14 protein-coding genes are annotated in these 15,212 nt (G+C 55.8%); 5 read left to right on the plus strand and 9 right to left on the minus strand.

Annotated elements, in window-relative coordinates; genetic code table 11:
- Window positions 1-256 precede the first annotated feature (256 nt).
- Complete coding sequence (locus WBR57_RS03540) at window positions 257-2,695, plus strand: Lon protease family protein (RefSeq protein WP_424082161.1); 2,439 nt, start codon at window positions 257-259, stop codon at window positions 2,693-2,695.
- A gap of 282 nt (window positions 2,696-2,977) precedes the next feature.
- Window positions 2,978-3,307 carry a hypothetical protein gene (locus tag WBR57_RS03545; protein ID WP_424082163.1) on the plus strand — a complete coding sequence of 110 codons (330 nt, stop codon included), beginning with the start codon at window positions 2,978-2,980 and terminating at the stop codon, window positions 3,305-3,307.
- A gap of 3 nt (window positions 3,308-3,310) precedes the next feature.
- Here the strand turns inward: WBR57_RS03545 and WBR57_RS03550 are convergent, their stop codons facing one another.
- On the minus strand, window positions 3,311-5,134 hold the full coding sequence (locus WBR57_RS03550) for a hypothetical protein (RefSeq protein ID WP_424082165.1): 1,824 nt from the start codon (window positions 5,132-5,134) through the stop codon (window positions 3,311-3,313).
- A gap of 162 nt (window positions 5,135-5,296) precedes the next feature.
- Between WBR57_RS03550 and WBR57_RS03555 the strand changes: the two genes are divergently transcribed.
- Complete coding sequence (locus WBR57_RS03555; protein ID WP_099487081.1) at window positions 5,297-5,785, plus strand: TIGR00645 family protein; 489 nt, start codon at window positions 5,297-5,299, stop codon at window positions 5,783-5,785.
- Window positions 5,786-5,800: 15 nt separating this feature from the next.
- On the opposite strand, the gene WBR57_RS03560 is transcribed toward WBR57_RS03555, so the two are convergent.
- Window positions 5,801-7,234 carry an ArnT family glycosyltransferase gene (locus WBR57_RS03560; RefSeq protein ID WP_424082167.1) on the minus strand — a complete coding sequence of 478 codons (1,434 nt, stop codon included), beginning with the start codon at window positions 7,232-7,234 and terminating at the stop codon, window positions 5,801-5,803.
- A gap of 165 nt (window positions 7,235-7,399) precedes the next feature.
- Window positions 7,400-7,660 (minus strand): DUF6124 family protein, encoded by a 261-nt coding sequence (locus WBR57_RS03565; protein WP_424082169.1) that lies wholly within the window; start codon window positions 7,658-7,660, stop codon window positions 7,400-7,402.
- Between the two features lie 182 nt (window positions 7,661-7,842).
- On the opposite strand from WBR57_RS03565, the gene WBR57_RS03570 reads away from it, so the two are divergent.
- The gene (locus WBR57_RS03570) at window positions 7,843-8,193 is read left to right on the plus strand and encodes a hypothetical protein (protein ID WP_424082171.1); all 351 of its coding nucleotides are present in this window, start codon (window positions 7,843-7,845) and stop codon (window positions 8,191-8,193) included.
- A gap of 111 nt (window positions 8,194-8,304) precedes the next feature.
- On the opposite strand, the gene WBR57_RS03575 is transcribed toward WBR57_RS03570, so the two are convergent.
- The 6 genes from WBR57_RS03575 to WBR57_RS03600 all read right to left on the minus strand — a co-directional run bounded on the left by WBR57_RS03575 (window position 8,305) and on the right by WBR57_RS03600 (window position 14,348).
- The gene (locus WBR57_RS03575; RefSeq protein WP_424082173.1) at window positions 8,305-10,173 is read right to left on the minus strand and encodes a DNA/RNA helicase domain-containing protein; all 1,869 of its coding nucleotides are present in this window, start codon (window positions 10,171-10,173) and stop codon (window positions 8,305-8,307) included.
- Window positions 10,174-10,197: 24 nt separating this feature from the next.
- Complete coding sequence (locus tag WBR57_RS03580) at window positions 10,198-10,581, minus strand: nucleotide pyrophosphohydrolase (protein WP_274097008.1); 384 nt, start codon at window positions 10,579-10,581, stop codon at window positions 10,198-10,200.
- Window positions 10,582-11,108: 527 nt separating this feature from the next.
- Window positions 11,109-12,035 carry a sce7725 family protein gene (locus tag WBR57_RS03585; protein WP_424082175.1) on the minus strand — a complete coding sequence of 309 codons (927 nt, stop codon included), beginning with the start codon at window positions 12,033-12,035 and terminating at the stop codon, window positions 11,109-11,111.
- The gene (locus WBR57_RS03590; protein WP_424082177.1) at window positions 11,996-12,883 is read right to left on the minus strand and encodes a sce7726 family protein; all 888 of its coding nucleotides are present in this window, start codon (window positions 12,881-12,883) and stop codon (window positions 11,996-11,998) included. The genes WBR57_RS03585 and WBR57_RS03590 overlap by 40 nt, the downstream gene beginning before the upstream one ends.
- Before the next feature lie 212 nt (window positions 12,884-13,095).
- On the minus strand, window positions 13,096-13,371 hold the full coding sequence (locus tag WBR57_RS03595; RefSeq protein WP_424082179.1) for a hypothetical protein: 276 nt from the start codon (window positions 13,369-13,371) through the stop codon (window positions 13,096-13,098).
- Window positions 13,368-14,348 (minus strand): integrase domain-containing protein, encoded by a 981-nt coding sequence (locus WBR57_RS03600; RefSeq protein WP_424082181.1) that lies wholly within the window; start codon window positions 14,346-14,348, stop codon window positions 13,368-13,370. Before WBR57_RS03600 ends, WBR57_RS03595 begins: the two co-directional genes overlap by 4 nt.
- Before the next feature lie 631 nt (window positions 14,349-14,979).
- On the opposite strand from WBR57_RS03600, the gene WBR57_RS03605 reads away from it, so the two are divergent.
- Window positions 14,980-15,212, plus strand: a 233-nt coding sequence (locus WBR57_RS03605; protein ID WP_424082183.1) for a hypothetical protein, incomplete at its 3' end; no start/stop codon positions are given.

Genomic DNA, 15,212 nt, shown 5'->3' on the forward strand with positions numbered 1-15,212 from the left:
CTTAGTGTGCAAACCAATGGACAAGGGTTCAGGCACTTAATAGCGCCCTAGGGATCGGTTATTAGTCCAACCCGCGCAGTTTGGAGTTTAGGCACGTTCCAAGGGTTCCGTGTGTTTTTATAAAACAATCAGTGTTGACGCAATTTTTTTCCAGGACGCATCCCGTGACTATGCTTTCCCACAGGAGCGCCTTGCCATAGCGCGTAACCGGGAGCCAGAATGCCGTCATCTGCCCCGCCTGATGTAAGGAAGCCCGATGCCTGATCCTGTTGCTGCCAGCTTGCGTCTAGCGCCCGAAGCGCTGACTCGCCCTTTCTCCGCTGAACAGTTCAGCTTCTCGACCACCAATGATTTGGAGCCCTTTCGCGGTGTGCTTGGCCAGGAACGTGCGGTTGAAGCCTTGCAGTTCGGTGTGGCCATGCCACGCCCCGGTTACAACGTATTTGTCATGGGCGAGCCGGGCACCGGCCGCTTTTCGTTCGTCAAACGCTACCTGAAAGCCGAAGGCAAGCGCCTGCAGACCCCGGCCGATTGGGTCTACGTGAATAATTTTGACGAGCCGCGCGAACCGCGTGCCCTGGAATTGCCGGGCGGTGGCGCGGCGGCATTCATCGCCGATATCAACGGCCTGGTCGACAATTTGGTCGCGACCTTCCCGGCGGTGTTCGAGCACCCGACTTATCAACAGCGTAAAAGCGCCATCGACCGCGCCTTCAACCAGCGTTACGACAAGGCCCTGGACGTGATCGAACGCCTGGCGCTGGAAAAAGACGTGGCGCTCTACCGTGACAGCTCCAACATTGCCTTCACCCCGATGCTCGACGGCAAGGCGCTGGATGAGGCCGAGTTTTCGCAATTGCCGGAAGCCGACCGCGAGCGTTTCCACACGGATATTTCCGCGCTGGAAGAACGCCTGAACGAAGAGTTGGCCAGCCTGCCGCAGTGGAAACGCGAGTCGAACAACCAACTGCGCCAGTTCAACGAAGAAACCATCACCCTGGCCCTGCAGCCTTTGCTGGCGCCGTTGTCGGAAAAATACGCCGAGAACGCAGCCGTCTGCGGTTACCTGCAAGCCATGCAGGTGTACCTGCTGAAAACCGTAGTCGAGCAATTGGTGGATGACGCCAAGACCGATGCCCAGGCGCGCAAGCTGCTCGAAGAGCAATACTGCCCGAGCCTGGTGGTCGGCCACCCGGTCAACGGCGGCGCGCCGGTGGTGTTTGAACCGCACCCGACCTACGACAACCTGTTCGGCCGTATCGAATACAGCACCGACCAGGGCGCGCTTTACACCACCTATCGCCAATTGCGCCCCGGCGCGTTGCACCGTGCCAACGGCGGCTTCCTGATTCTGGAAGCGGAAAAAATGCTCGGCGAGCCGTTTGTATGGGACGCCCTCAAGCGTTCCTTGCAGTCGCGCAAACTGAAAATGGAATCCCCGCTGGGCGAGCTGGGCCGCCTGGCGACCGTCACGCTCAACCCGCAGATGATTCCACTGCAGGTCAAAGTGATCATCATCGGCTCGCGCCAGCTGTACTACGCGTTGCAGGACGCCGACCCGGACTTCCAGGAGATGTTCCGCGTTCTCGTGGACTTCGACGAAGACATCCCGATGGTCGACGAAAGCCTGGAGCAGTTTGCCCAGTTGCTTAAAACCCGTACCTCGGAAGAAGGCATGGCGCCGCTGACCTCAGACGCGGTTGCACGCCTGGCGACCTACAGCGCGCGCCTGGCGGAGCACCAGGGGCGCTTGTCGGCACGCATTGGCGACCTGTTCCAGCTGGTCAGCGAGGCGGATTTCATTCGCCACCTGGCCGGCGACGAAATGACCGACGCCGGCCATATCGAACGCGCGCTCAAGGCCAAGGCCACGCGCACCGGGCGGGTGTCGGCGCGGATTCTCGATGACATGCTCGCCGGGGTGATCCTGATCGACACTGCGGGTGCGGCGGTCGGCAAGTGCAACGGGCTGACGGTGCTGGAGGTCGGTGATTCGGCATTCGGCGTGCCGGCGCGGATTTCCGCCACGGTGTACCCCGGCGGCAGCGGGATTGTCGACATTGAGCGCGAGGTTAACCTCGGCCAGCCGATTCACTCCAAGGGCGTGATGATCCTCACCGGTTACCTGGGCAGCCGCTATGCCCAGGAATTCCCGCTGGCGATCTCGGCGAGTATCGCCCTGGAGCAGTCCTACGGTTATGTGGACGGCGACAGTGCGTCCCTGGGCGAGGCCTGCACCTTGATTTCGGCCTTGTCGAAAACCCCGCTCAAGCAGTGTTTTGCGATTACCGGCTCGATCAACCAGTTTGGCGAAGTGCAGGCCGTGGGCGGGGTCAACGAGAAAATCGAAGGCTTCTTCCGCCTCTGCGAAGCGCGCGGGTTGACCGGCGAGCAGGGGGCGATCATTCCGCAAGCCAACGTGGCCACGCTGATGCTGGATGAAAAGGTGTTGCAAGCCGTACGCGACGGGCAATTCCACATCTATGCGGTGCGCCAGGCGGACGAGGCACTGAGCCTGCTGGTGGGGGAAGATGCCGGTGAGCCTGACGCAGAGGGGCAGTTCCCGGAAGGCACCGTCAACGCGCGGGTGGTCGAGCGTTTGCGCGCGATTGCCGAGATGATCAGCGAAGAAGACTTGAAGGAGGCGGAAAAGGAGCTGGCGCAGCAGGCGCTGGCCGAAGCCAAGCCGACCTGATTCGCCGCGCTGACGGGCTCGTGTGGCGAGCGATCTGATTGGGGCTGCTACGCAGCCCAACGCGCGGCAAGCCCGCTCGCCACAACAAGCCCGTCCGCCACAAAGTCCTATTCGTCATGTTTTTGACTCGTTCAGCAAGGGCCAACGCCGTTGGTCCCTGCAACCTTGGTTTGTACCGGTTTTCTTCTATTCTCAGCGCTAGGGATATCCACAGGAGTCGCTGGATAGAAACAGCCTCGCTTCAGGCTGAGGTTGAATACCGAACTACCGAGGGTCGCTGCCATGTCGCGCAACCTTTGCCTTACCCGCCAGTGCCTGGGCCTGGTCACCCGTATCGAATGCTCCATTCGCCCTCTTGCGGGGGATAACGGGATGTGGACGCTGCTGTTTGCGGCCGGAATGACCGGTGAACAGCCTTCCACTATCAAGTCTCAGGGCCCGTTTCATGGGCCTTTCGTGGCAGAAACCATTCTGGAGTCAATTGTCGAAAGCCTGACCCTGCACGGCTACGAGCTGGCGGACGACCCGCAGATCTGGTGCCTGCACCTGCAGGCCCATCTGCGCCAGCTCAATGGCGGGCGCTCGCACCCGGCCAGCGAGACCCACCACTGAGCATCATTTGCCCTGCGGCTTATCGAGCTTGACCTCGAAGCCGTATTGCACGGTGTCGAGGTCGGTACGCTGGTAGCTTTCCAGCGTGGTTGGCTGGCCGTAGAAGTAATGCACGTCGAACAGCGCGGTGCCGTATTCCTCGGCGCGGTGGCTTACGCCGAGAATTTCCTTGAGGTAATTGCCGCTGGCGTCTTTGGCGTAGAAGCGCCAGCTGTCGGCGGGGAATTCCTTCTGGTCGACAACCAGTGCGTTGTCCTTGAGCGACAGCCCTTTAGGCAGTTTGGTCACGTCAAGCGTGGCTTTCTCGATGGTGGCCAGGAACAGCGGCACCGAGCCGACCACAAAGGCCGGGTTTTCCGGGAACAGGTTGAGGTCGTAAGTCAGCGTGCCGCTTCCGGCGTTCAGCTCGAAGGCTTCGGCCGGCAGCTCGATGGGCTCGCCGCGTTCGCCCTTGTCGTCCGCGGTGAAGAAGGTGATAGGCGCGTCGCTGTTGTTGCGCTCGGCGCCGACCAGGTCGTCGTTGAAGGTGAACGGGTGATCGAACACGATCTTCGCGGCGCTGGAGTCGTCAGTCGATTGGCTGATGGTGACGCTGTTTTTCAACTGATCCTCGGTCATCGCCGCGTCCTTGAGCCAGCTGGCGGCGCCGTCGTCATACACCGTGACCGGCATCGGCAAGGGCTGCACGGTGTTCTGCAGGCTGTTCTTGTCAAAGCGCAGCACCGGCAGGTCGAGGTCTTTGCGCGTGACCGTGGCCTTGGAAAAATCCAGTACATCGACCTGCAGGTTATCGATCAGGCCGTTGAAATACACCTTGGCGTAGTGGCTGGTCTGCTTGTGTTCGAAGGCTTTTTGTTCGTCCGTCAGTTGTTTTTCGAAGGCATCCGACCAGGCCGTCTGCTTTTGCATCTCGGCCAGCTGTTTCTCGTAGAACGCCACTTGCGCAGCGTTCTCATTGATCGAGCCCGAGCGGGTCAGAAACTGCCCGGTGCTGTCGCGCGCCTGCACCAGCAGCGGGTTGGGCGACTCCTCACCGACTTCCGGCGCCAGCGGCGCGCTGTTGGTCAGCTCGATCTCGGCGTAGTTTTTTTCCAGCAGCAGCAGGTTGAGGGTGATATTGCCCTCGGTGCGTGTGTGCCCCACGTCTTTTTTCGACAAGTCGAAGGTCAGTACCTTGCCCGGCGCGATCACTTCCACCGCGCCCTTGAGGCTCACGGGCTGCGGCTGGCTTTTGTTCTCGGTCTCGATACCTTCGATGAACGGGTAAGTCACCGTCAGGTCATCGGGGTTGGTGAGGTTGGAACTGCTGGGGCTCAGCTGGATACCCGGGTCGGTTTCCGACCATTCCGGCTGAAAGGGGATGACTTTATTGTTGCTCAAGGTCACCGACTGCCATTCCAGGGCGTGGGGGAACGGGAACTGGTCCGGCGAGTTGAAGTTGAACGGGAACACCGGCTGCAGGTCCGTCAGGTAATCGGAGTGCGAGCCCCGGCGCAGCACGAACAGGCCGTTGATGTAGGTGTCGACCAAAGCCTGGGGCGAGGGGTAGTGTTTGAGCAGGGCCAGGGTGTCTTCGCCGTATTCGGCTTCGATGGGCTTGTCGGCGAGCTTGACGCGCGCCCGCTCCAGTAACAGCAGCGAGCCGCCGAGGTCGGCGATGGCGTCTCTGAGCTTGGGGTCTTGAATGCTGTCCAGCGACTGTTCGAACTTTGCGGTTTTCTCTTCGAGGCTGGCCTGTTTCTGCTCTTCTTTGGGAGAGCAGCCGCTGGCCATCAGCAACGCCGCACACAGGCCAATCGTGGCCAAAGGGAATCGCACATCCGTCATCTGAATCTTCCTGTCCGACAGCATCGAGCCGAGTTGATGGGCTCGACACTAGCAGAAAAATTCTCTTACAGATGCCGCCCAGGTCAGATTTCTCGCGGTTACAGGTGTTTGACGGCGGCTGGTATACTCGCAGCCATTTTTAGCCAAGCTGTGTGAGATCCAATGGAACGCTTTATCGAAAATACGATGTATGCCTCGCGCTGGCTGCTGGCGCCGATTTACCTCGGGTTGTCCTTGGGCCTGCTGATTTTGGCGCTGAAGTTTTTCCAGGAAATCATCCACGTCCTGCCTAACATCTTCAGCATGTTGGAATCGGAAGTGATCTTGCTGCTGCTGTCGTTGATCGACATGGCGCTGGTCGGTGGCTTGCTGGTGATGGTGATGATTTCCGGCTACGAGAACTTCGTCTCGCAACTGGACATCGATGAGAACAAGGAAAAGCTCAACTGGCTGGGCACCATGGACTCTTCGTCACTGAAGATGAAAGTGGCGGCGTCCATCGTGGCGATTTCCTCGATTCACCTGCTGCGCATCTTCATGGACGCCAAAAACGTCGATCCGCAGCATTTGATGTGGTACGTGATCATCCACATGACCTTCGTGGTCTCGGCGTTTGCCATGGGTTACCTGGACAAACTCACCAAGCACTGATGCCCCGCGCCGGCCCTACTGCTCAATGAAGTAATAGGGCTGGCGGTTGATCGACATCTCCTTGACCACCGTTACCGGTTGGGTAAACTCGTCGGTATGGTCCAGCAGCGCAAGGTTGCCGGGCTTGGCCGCCAAGTAGGCGCGCAGCTCGGTCTCCGTCTGCAGGATCGGCAGATAGGCCTGGGTATAGAACACACTGGCTCCGGCAATCCGCTCGTTGGGCTGAAACAACACCACCTCCCTGCCTTCGGCTTGCAGTGCCTGGATCTGACTGATCAACGGCACGAACGACTGGCGCACGTCGGCTTTGGGCGCGAACCAGAACGCGGCGACCAGATAGCAGGCCACCGCCAGCGTAAACACGCCGCCCACCAACGTTCTGTGGTGTTTATACAGCGCAGGCCTGTGGTCTTTGAGCCACCCCAGCAATACCCGTGCATATTCGGCAGCCAGTACGGCCGCGGCAGGCGTCAATGCCATCAGGTACACCGTGCGTTTGCTCGACGCCAGCGTCAGCAGGGTGAACTGCGCCACCAGCCACACGCTGAAAAACAAACGGTAACGGTTCTGCACCAGGCTTTTACGGAAGTGCCACAACCCCAGGTACACCAGGATGTTCCAGGGCAGGAATGCCTCCGGCAGCTTGGCGATGTAGTAATAGATCGGTTCGTAATGCCCGGCTTCGACAAACGAGCCGCTGAACCGCCCGACGCTGTTGGTCCACAGCACCTCGCCCACCGCCTGCAGGCCGCCGCGCTGATACAGGAAACCCAACCAGATCATCAGCGGCACCAGCGCCAGCAAGGTGAATAGCGCGGGCCGCAGCCAGTCGCCAATGCGCAGGCGTTTGTCCATCAAGCTGGTGCTGGCCAAGTACACAAAAATCACAATGCCCGGCATTGCCAGGCCCAGCACGCCCTTGCTCAACGTGGCGATCACCATCCCCACGGTAAACAGCGCCCAGGCCCAAGCGCTGGAACCCTCGCGCTCAGGTCGCACGGCCTGGTAGAACGCCAGCAGCGCGGTGGTCACACCGAGGCTGAGCAACGAATCCTCACCGACGCCGCGCACATTGCTCCAGTAACTGGCCATGGTCGCGAGGATCAGCGCCGCGCTGAACGCCAATATTTTTGGGCGGCCAAACTGCCGCAGCATCGCGTAGAACAGCATCACACTGAACAACCCGGCAAACGCCGAAGCCAGCCGCACGGCCCACGTGGTGCCGCCAAACAGACGAATCGCCCCGGCGTCGATCCACAGGCTTAGGGGCGGTTTTTCCAGAAAGGGCTCGCGAAACAACTGCGGCACCACCCAGTTATTGTCCAGGTGCATGGCCATGGCAATCCCGGCGACGCGGGCTTCGGTGGAACCTTGCAGCTCGTGGTTTCCCAGGGCGAAGAAGAACAACAAAGCAGCAAGCAACAGCAGCAAAGGAGCGGGGCGCGTCATGGGTTGTGGCTACCAGGGCAGGGGGCCGTCCGGGGGGAACGGTCATTGCGATTGGCTAGTATCTGTCAGGGTTTCTGAACGTTTCGTGAACGGATGGGGGGAATATTCAGGGGCTCGAATAATGCTCTAAGGCCGAGCCGCTTGAGCGCGTCTCGGCCTTTTTCGTTACGGGGCAGGTTGCGCACCGTGGCGGGGCGCCAGCGTGTCCAGCATGCGATCGATCAACAACTCGCCCAATACAATAAGTTGTTGGGCTGCCAGCAGCTTGTGACGGTGTGCGCCCTCCAGTTCGAACGCCAGATCGGTGGTCATGGCGTTGAGTGACGCGAGGGTTTCGCTGGCCTGAATCAGCAGGGTTTCGGCGGGGATGTCTTGGGTGAGGGTGAAGAGGTTGGCAGAGGGTGGATTGGGGGTGATTTTTTTCATGGCTGAAACTCCTTGATTAATGGAGCCGCCAGACATCGCTGCTAAACGAAAAGGGTGGCGACTGTACGCGGGTTAGCAGACCAGGAATCAAGGAACCCAGCGCACCCGAAAGTGCCCCACGCACAGCCGCCATAACGCGAACCAACCGACGCGAAAAAGCATCGTAGGAGCAGAGGCTGGCTTTGCAGGCCTTGATATTAACCGAGCTGCTAAACCCGGTCGCTGATTTTGCAGCGGCCGGGGAAGGCTATCCGCGTCGGTCATCGCGCGCCAGTTCACCAACGGCGCCAGATCGTGCAGGAAAAATCCGAAAGCCGGTCGGCGAGGCTTTCCAAACCTCAGAAACAACAAAACCCGCACTGGGCGGGCTCTGTCGATGCTTTGAAGTGGTGGGCCGGGGTAATTTGAAACAAATCGGTATCTATCTGTTTTTTCTGGTTAATAATTTATTTGTCAACTTGCTTGGAATACCAGTTGGAACGCTGCGTGGTCTGGATTCCGATGGACGGTGCTTTTTGAGCTCCGTCCCATAAACGAATCGGGATCGAATCTATCAAGCAAATGGTCGCGCTGTTGATTGATGCCCCTGCGCGTACGATGTCCCCACTCGCCGCACGTACAGTGGCTCCTAGCAAACGATAGCGTCAATGATTGCTGTGCTGGTTAAGCCGACTCTCGAAATATTGCGCAGTCTCTTTGTCGGTGCAGTACAGGTAGCAACCCTTCATCCCGCGTGTCATCAGGGTTCGGTATGTATTTTTGATTATCACGTCTGTTTCATTTTTCGCGAGGGTAGGTTGCTCTTTCATCATTTTTTTCCAGCCGCGAATCGATTTATCGCGCTTGTCGCGCTCATCCGGGGATGTCACTACCTTGCCGTCACGTACGACTAGGTCTGGCCCGATGATCACCCCGATGTAATCGACTTCCAAACCTTGGCAGGTATGAATGCAGCCAACCTGCTCGATGGAGTTCTCAGCGATGATCCATAGGCTGCCATCCTGGTCCAGGTTCCATTGGCGTTTGTAGTCACCAATGACGATATCAGCAGCGGTGGGATCTTTCTTGCTCAACCAAGGCCAGCAATAGCCCGCGACCACACGAGCCTTGTTTCCATGGTTTTTCTCGTCAATGGCGTCATGCAGCGCCTGAGGCGAGTCGAACACCTTGAACTCGTACTCAGAGGTGTCGAGCGTCGGATTTGCTGTCGAGCGAATGCCAAGGACGTCATCCAGCCATGCCATGTAACCGTCAGAACCACTGCAGCGAAACTGTGAAGACAGCACATATTCTTCGATCACAGCCCCCTTGGTTTTGGCAAAGGCGCGTATCGCCTGCTTGCTGCCTATGTCGCTCAGGGTCACACGTTGGTCTTCATCGATGAAGAAAATTGAGCATTTCGCTGATTCAATCAGCTCCTTGATCTGGTTTTCGCCAAGGTTCCCATAAAGCCCGCTTTTCTCATTCAGCCGGTGAGCTTCGTCCACGATAAGCGCATCGAATGTGTTGGGCTCAGTGTCGATGAACGCCCCAGAGCCTGAAAAGAAATTCGAGAAATGGCTGCGTTTTATGGTGCCAACCAGTTTGCTTTCGTAGACCTTGCGTGGGGCGGCATTCTTCGAGACATATTTGCTTAACAGCCTCAATTCTGTGAGCCTCACCAGTAAATTGATAGCCAGAACAGTTTTCCCGGTGCCCGGCCCCCCTTCAATGATCAGCACCTTTGGTGCCTGGTCCGAGGCTTCGCTTGCTGCCGCAAGCGCTGATTCAAAAATTGCTTTTTGATCGTCAATCAATACGAACTCTGGCTTGCCTGTCATCAGCCCTTCGAGGGCTTCGGCTAGCGCTTTGGACGGACGGATTTTCCCATCGGACAGTTCGTAGAGAACCTCTTTGTTGTCGCCGTGAACAATATGCTTTTTCAGGAAGCTTCTGAGTTTGGTGAGCTCATCCGGCCCTTTCAGGAACAGTGGGGCTTTGCTGATGTGGGGCTCGTAGTGGGCTGAGTCGATGATGCCGTCGCTGACGTAGTTATGAAGGTAGGCACACGGACGGATCTCGATGCTTTTGTCATACACCGCCTCGTTGAAACCCTCCAGCAGCGCGGCGTATGACCATACTTGATAGGACGGGTGAATGGTCTCAACGAGGCCGCCACCCAATGCCGTTTTGACGATGGCATCCTTGGTAGTGGCGCTGGCCTTGCTCCATTGCTTCAATTCGATCAAGACGGCTTTTTTTGCCTGATTTTCGTCGCGACCGGTGAGCAGAAAATCGATTCGCTTCGACGACTGCGGAATGTGCAGCTCAATGGCTAGGCCCGCGTCGCTCGGCAGGCCTTCATCCCTAAGGACCTTTGCCATATACGTTAGAGATCCTTGCCACGACCTGATTTCCGACTTGCCAACGTTCTTGCCGGTGGCTTCCTTGAAATGCCTGAGGATCACGTCCTCGATGTCATCGTTATCGTTGTCTTTTAGAAATTGCTGTTTGGTCGCAGCGTAAACGATCACGGGTTGTCCTTAGATTCGGGTTGATCAGAGTCGGTCGTACTTTTTGCTGCTGCTTTTGGCTTTATCCACGGGGTATTTCTGGCCGTTCGAGGCGAGTTTCCGTGTCACCGCCTCGTTGAGGTCGATGCCGAGCACGCTGCTCAGGCGAACCAGATACATCAGTACGTCCGCCAATTCGTCTTTTACGGCGAGGCCGATTTCGGGATCTTTAGCTACGGAGAGCGAATCGGCATCGCTCATCCATTGGAAAATCTCGCACAGCTCTCCTACCTCGCCAGTGAGCGCCAAGATGAGATTTTTTGGGGAGTGGAACTGCTGCCAGTCGCGATCATCTGCGAAACGCTGAAGGGATGCGGCAAGCTTCACTACGTCAACCAGTGGCACGGATGAGCTGTCTGAGTCACTCACGGGGCTATCTCTTGTGTATCAGTGGGGGCAAAAAATGTGTAGGAAAACCGATCTTGGATTGTAAGAGTTTTTTCTGCTCTCGCAGAGTTTTTTGTATTTTTCTCACATGTTATTTGCTGGTAAGAATTGCTTGCAGTGGGGGCTACAAGCGCAGAAAGGCGGGAGCTTCTAGAGGTGCCCAGTGGGTTGAAAACCGCCGCCTCTAAGGTTTGTAAGAAGAGGGGGCTTATGAAAAAATGACGGACATCGGTCGTTGTTCAGAGCGCATAGATGGAGACTTCTCACGTAATCGTACTGAGCACTGCCAGCTAAAATAGATTGAGTTGTGCAGGGCTTCGTTAAATATTAGAAGCCCGCACGACTATATGAAATAGATGAAGTTGATGTTGGGCGAGAGTTCAAGCTCTGATCGCAAGTTTGCGAGCAATTTATATTTTGGATGAAACGATTTTATTACTCTCGAACGATTTCACGAACAACTCCCTGTGAGGGGATGAAAGTTGGCCCGATAAGACATGCGGAATGAATTACCATGTGGATAGCGTCTGAATATGATGCTTGATTGATGCTTTTTTAACTATGCCAAGTCCAGGGTAGTGTCGAGTGCCATGAAGAGTTATAAATTCTTGCAGGCCTGCAGTGTTGACAAAGTTTCCTGGGTTCGTTGATACATGGGAAATAAGCAAATCTAGAGCTTCGCGAAATTTACCACCGGGGTCACTTTGGCTGTCATTGTCAGAGTAGGAGGAGAAATGGCGCACATACATTTGAGTTGACCGTGAGGGATCAAGGTAGGACATGTGCAGGGTAACGACAAATGCTGGGCCGCCACCTTCTACGAGGCGTTCGCTGAGAATCGTATAATCGCCGAATCCGATAGCATTTGGGAACGCTTTATACCCATTGTGAAAGTCTGAGTAATACGATTCTGTGCCGTAATCTAAATTTCTGGTTTTTTTGTCAAAGCCATCATGAAAGAGGACGGCTCTTGGAAGAGTTCCCCATACCGAAACATTCGTTTTGTCTGGATTGAGTGCCACAGCAGATGCTCTCATTAGATCCACAACGAGGCCAGGTGTAACAATACCTTCAACATAAGCGACAAAAGGTATGGTAAAGCTTTTTAATAGTGCGATGGCAGGCGCATCAGACGCATCACGTATTTTTATACATGGGACAAATGAACCTTGGCCAGTCCCAATAGTTGCAAGGTGGGTTCTCAGAGAAGCAAAAATGTTTGACGCCGAACTTGCGAATTCACTTTGCGAAGGATTAATTACTACCCACGAGCTGATGCCAGCTGCTGTCAATTCGGAGATGGTAGTCGCTAGGGGGGCAAGGTTTAAATTTACAGGTTCTAAAATGGGGCATACATTGCTGGAGGGTATATGTCCAACGAGTTCCCTGAGTGCAGTTAGTTCAAACTGTTTGCCTTTAAGGATTGGGCAGTACATAAAGTTTCCTTACTTAAGATTGAGTTCATGTTTTCCACAAGCCCAGCTCGGGCCTTGCGGGTTGATCCAAATTCGACTCCGGCCGCTATTAAGGATGTAGGTAAAGACAGTATGAAGTCCTTGTCCAAAGCTCTGGTTTGACGAATGATTTTTCTAAACTCAGTACGAATCTTCTCGTTGGCGGCAGATGTCAGTAAGCGCTCACACTCACGAAAGATCTCGGTATTGCTCACATTGGGTGCCGAGCCAAACAACGATTCGGTAAGCCCCACGTATTCGTCACGTCTAAGAGATCTCATTAAGACCCGAACATCAATCTGTGCACCTGTAAGTTGCGCAGATCTCATCTCTCGAAAAGTGCCGCTCTTGTTTAGTAATATGACCCCTACTTCTTCAGGTGCTGTGTGCAGTACTGAGGTTAGATTTTTCTTAGAGACAACTACGTTAACTTTGTCGAATATCTTCAGGTAAGAGTCGATTTGAGGTTTTAGCCGGGTTAGGTTGTCGTAATCGGTTTTTATCTCATAACATGTTGATATGCCATTGACGATCACGCAGTCTGCTTTGTTTGCACCTACTCTGAATTCAGTGAGCATAGTCGAACTGTTTATTGAATGTCTTCCGAGGAGAATTTTCTTTGCAATAGAATTTTTATAATAGTATTCATTGCGATATTCCCTGCACAGTAGGTGATAACAAAATTCAAACACGCTAGCAACAGTAAAGGTGTCATCAAAGCTGTCTTGATAGCATTTAGCCACTCTCGTGACAAGGGACAGATCGCCCCCCGAAACGGAATTGATGTTGCTGCTGGAAAAAATTTTAGCTATCTCGTTGAAATTCAACATGTTTTATATCCGATCAACGATTTCATTATGAGTAAAAAAATCAAAAACCAATTTAGAGAAGCTTGCGGTTGGCGCACATTACCACGCTCGCGTATGCCCTGGCTCCGCACAAACCCAAGCTGCTGGTGGCTAGGGGCTATAGTTTAACGGTAGATCCTGAGTGTCAGATGCCCTTCACGAGCGGCTGGTGGATCGAAAGCTGTCGCTCTCACTCAGAGACTGAAAAGCCATGGCTTTTCTAGGCGCCGTGCGAGCAGCCTGGCCGTTAGCAGATAGTAGTACCGCGTCGCCTCACTGCGCTGGCTCATGCGATGTTCGAGAAACCATGTCACATGCTTCCTCTGCCAAGCCCATGGGGTTTCTCGCTGCCAACGCTCTGCAATTTCACTCTGAATGAGCTTCGCTTGGCGTAAATGACGTTGCTGCGTTGCGTGTGAGCCGGTCAGTACGCCAGCCAAGAACAACTCCATATCGAATGGCTTGCTCATGTCCTTCCTCCAATGTAGGCAGCGACTACGTCGATCCGGTCGTGCCCCAGCTCATAGCTGATTTGCCTTCGAGCTTCACGATCAAGGCTCCTGTCTGCCACGCAACATTGGCCGCCGCTGATCGGCGCGCGGTGTTGAGTGATTTGCTCATAACGCTCACATGCATACGCCGCTCGTAGTTCATGGAAGCCTTTGAGGTTCTGTGCATGCAAGATGTCCCGCGCAGGGCGGATGATCTTTTGCAGAAAACTTAGGTAGCTTTCGTGTGGCGCAATCAGGTTGCGGCTACCTACAGGTGACGCCTGCCATGCGAATCCAAGTGCGCCACGAATATGGTCGTCCACTGCTATCCAACGTGGCGCCGAGGCCCCGGCGCGGCCGCCTTTGGTTCCATCCTGAATATTAATCCTGCCTAGGTCTTTAGCCTCTCGGATTAGCCGTGGCAGATCAGCCAAAATAGCCTCACGCAAGCGCATGCCGGTGGCTCGCGCCAACACAACGATCGCTGCTGCCCGTCTCTGATCACGACTGCAAAGTGCATCGACGATCTGCTTAACTTGTTCGCGGTCCTGGCCTTGTGGCATCGACTGGCGAACTCCGTTGCGCTGCATTGCCAGCGCCTTGCTCGGGCTTGGCAATTTCACGCACTGATCACCGCGAAGCGCCGCCATGGTCCTGTTAACGCTGGATAGCCGGTTTTGTGCAGTGCTGATGGCGAGGTCACCGCGCCAAACCGCGTCGCGCAGATACGCCGTATAGTCGACCAGTACCTTCCGATCAATCTGCCGTGCATCATTGATACCGGGTCCCCGTTCGGAGCGGCACCACTTCACGAATGCCTGCCACCGATCACAGTGTGCCTTGACCGTGCCGTAATGCCCGCCGCCAAACATATCGCGTATTGCCTGTGGCCCGGCATAGCTCAGTTGCCGGCCGCAGCCAAAATTGCGCCCATCCCGTCTCCCCACGAGTGCCATGATCAAACTCCTCTCCAAGCTAAACCTTGAAAATGTTCCCCACGTCATCCCGCCAAGAATGTTGAGTGTTATCAGGGATCAAGGCCCCTGCGGCCTGTGGGGGTGTCCACTAACGCGGGACTGACGGCTCCTTACGACCGGGAGCATGGGCATCTCATGATCTGGCCTCCTGAACACCGAAACCGGTGGGCGGGTGGAGGCTGCGTTGGCTGACGAAACCAGTGCCGCGAGATCCTGAGTCGGGTGAAGGCAGCGATGCGATGACAGGGGCATGCCTGACTGTCAGCCAGGTGCAGTCCAATCCATGGCTGCGGGACCATCATCTACATCGCTGTTGTTGGTGACTTCGGTGTTTGTCACGCCGATTGTCATGAGGAGGATTGCGGCAAAGCCAAGTTCTATATGGGCTGCAGCAGTGGTATGAGCGCCCGTCTCTTTCCAGAAGAAAGAGACGGGCGCAGGTTGGCGCAAGATTCGGCCAAGCGGATAGTTTGCTGCAGGGCAGCGGAGTAGGAAGTGTCGTCTGGCGCACGAGGGCCATGATCTGAAGTAGGCATCCATCACCGGGGAGGTGACCGGGCGAGCTGCCGGACGCTAATCGCCTTATGGGGGGAACCACCGCGGGAGCGGCGTGACTTTCAAGGTTCGGGCCACCTGGGTTGCTGTCATCGACAGCGCTTGCACGGCCAGTTCTACGCCTGTGGATAAACCCGGTCAAGGTTCTAAATTCAGCGCCAATTTGGACTTGAAGAACGGTTATCCACCGGTGGAATTCCGTGGTAAATCCTGGACAACGTGGTCGCTTTTAGCTCTTCAAAGTAAGGTCCATCCAAACAGGGCGGCTTTGCAGCCCTGTTTGGATGG

This window comes from Pseudomonas sp., assembly GCF_049590575.1.
Classification (GTDB): domain Bacteria; phylum Pseudomonadota; class Gammaproteobacteria; order Pseudomonadales; family Pseudomonadaceae; genus Aquipseudomonas.

Coding starts and splice junctions, on each gene's coding strand:
- WBR57_RS03585 (WP_424082175.1), bottom strand. CDS start 12,035: ATGTACTGCCCAATCCTTAAAGGCAAACAGTTTGAACTAACTGCACTC.
- WBR57_RS03555 (WP_099487081.1), top strand. CDS start 5,297: ATGGAACGCTTTATCGAAAATACGATGTATGCCTCGCGCTGGCTGCTG.
- WBR57_RS03545 (WP_424082163.1), top strand. CDS start 2,978: ATGTCGCGCAACCTTTGCCTTACCCGCCAGTGCCTGGGCCTGGTCACC.
- WBR57_RS03565 (WP_424082169.1), bottom strand. CDS start 7,660: ATGAAAAAAATCACCCCCAATCCACCCTCTGCCAACCTCTTCACCCTC.
- WBR57_RS03595 (WP_424082179.1), bottom strand. CDS start 13,371: ATGAGCAAGCCATTCGATATGGAGTTGTTCTTGGCTGGCGTACTGACC.
- WBR57_RS03590 (WP_424082177.1), bottom strand. CDS start 12,883: ATGTTGAATTTCAACGAGATAGCTAAAATTTTTTCCAGCAGCAACATC.
- WBR57_RS03540 (WP_424082161.1), top strand. CDS start 257: ATGCCTGATCCTGTTGCTGCCAGCTTGCGTCTAGCGCCCGAAGCGCTG.
- WBR57_RS03560 (WP_424082167.1), bottom strand. CDS start 7,234: ATGACGCGCCCCGCTCCTTTGCTGCTGTTGCTTGCTGCTTTGTTGTTC.
- WBR57_RS03550 (WP_424082165.1), bottom strand. CDS start 5,134: ATGACGGATGTGCGATTCCCTTTGGCCACGATTGGCCTGTGTGCGGCG.
- WBR57_RS03600 (WP_424082181.1), bottom strand. CDS start 14,348: ATGGCACTCGTGGGGAGACGGGATGGGCGCAATTTTGGCTGCGGCCGG.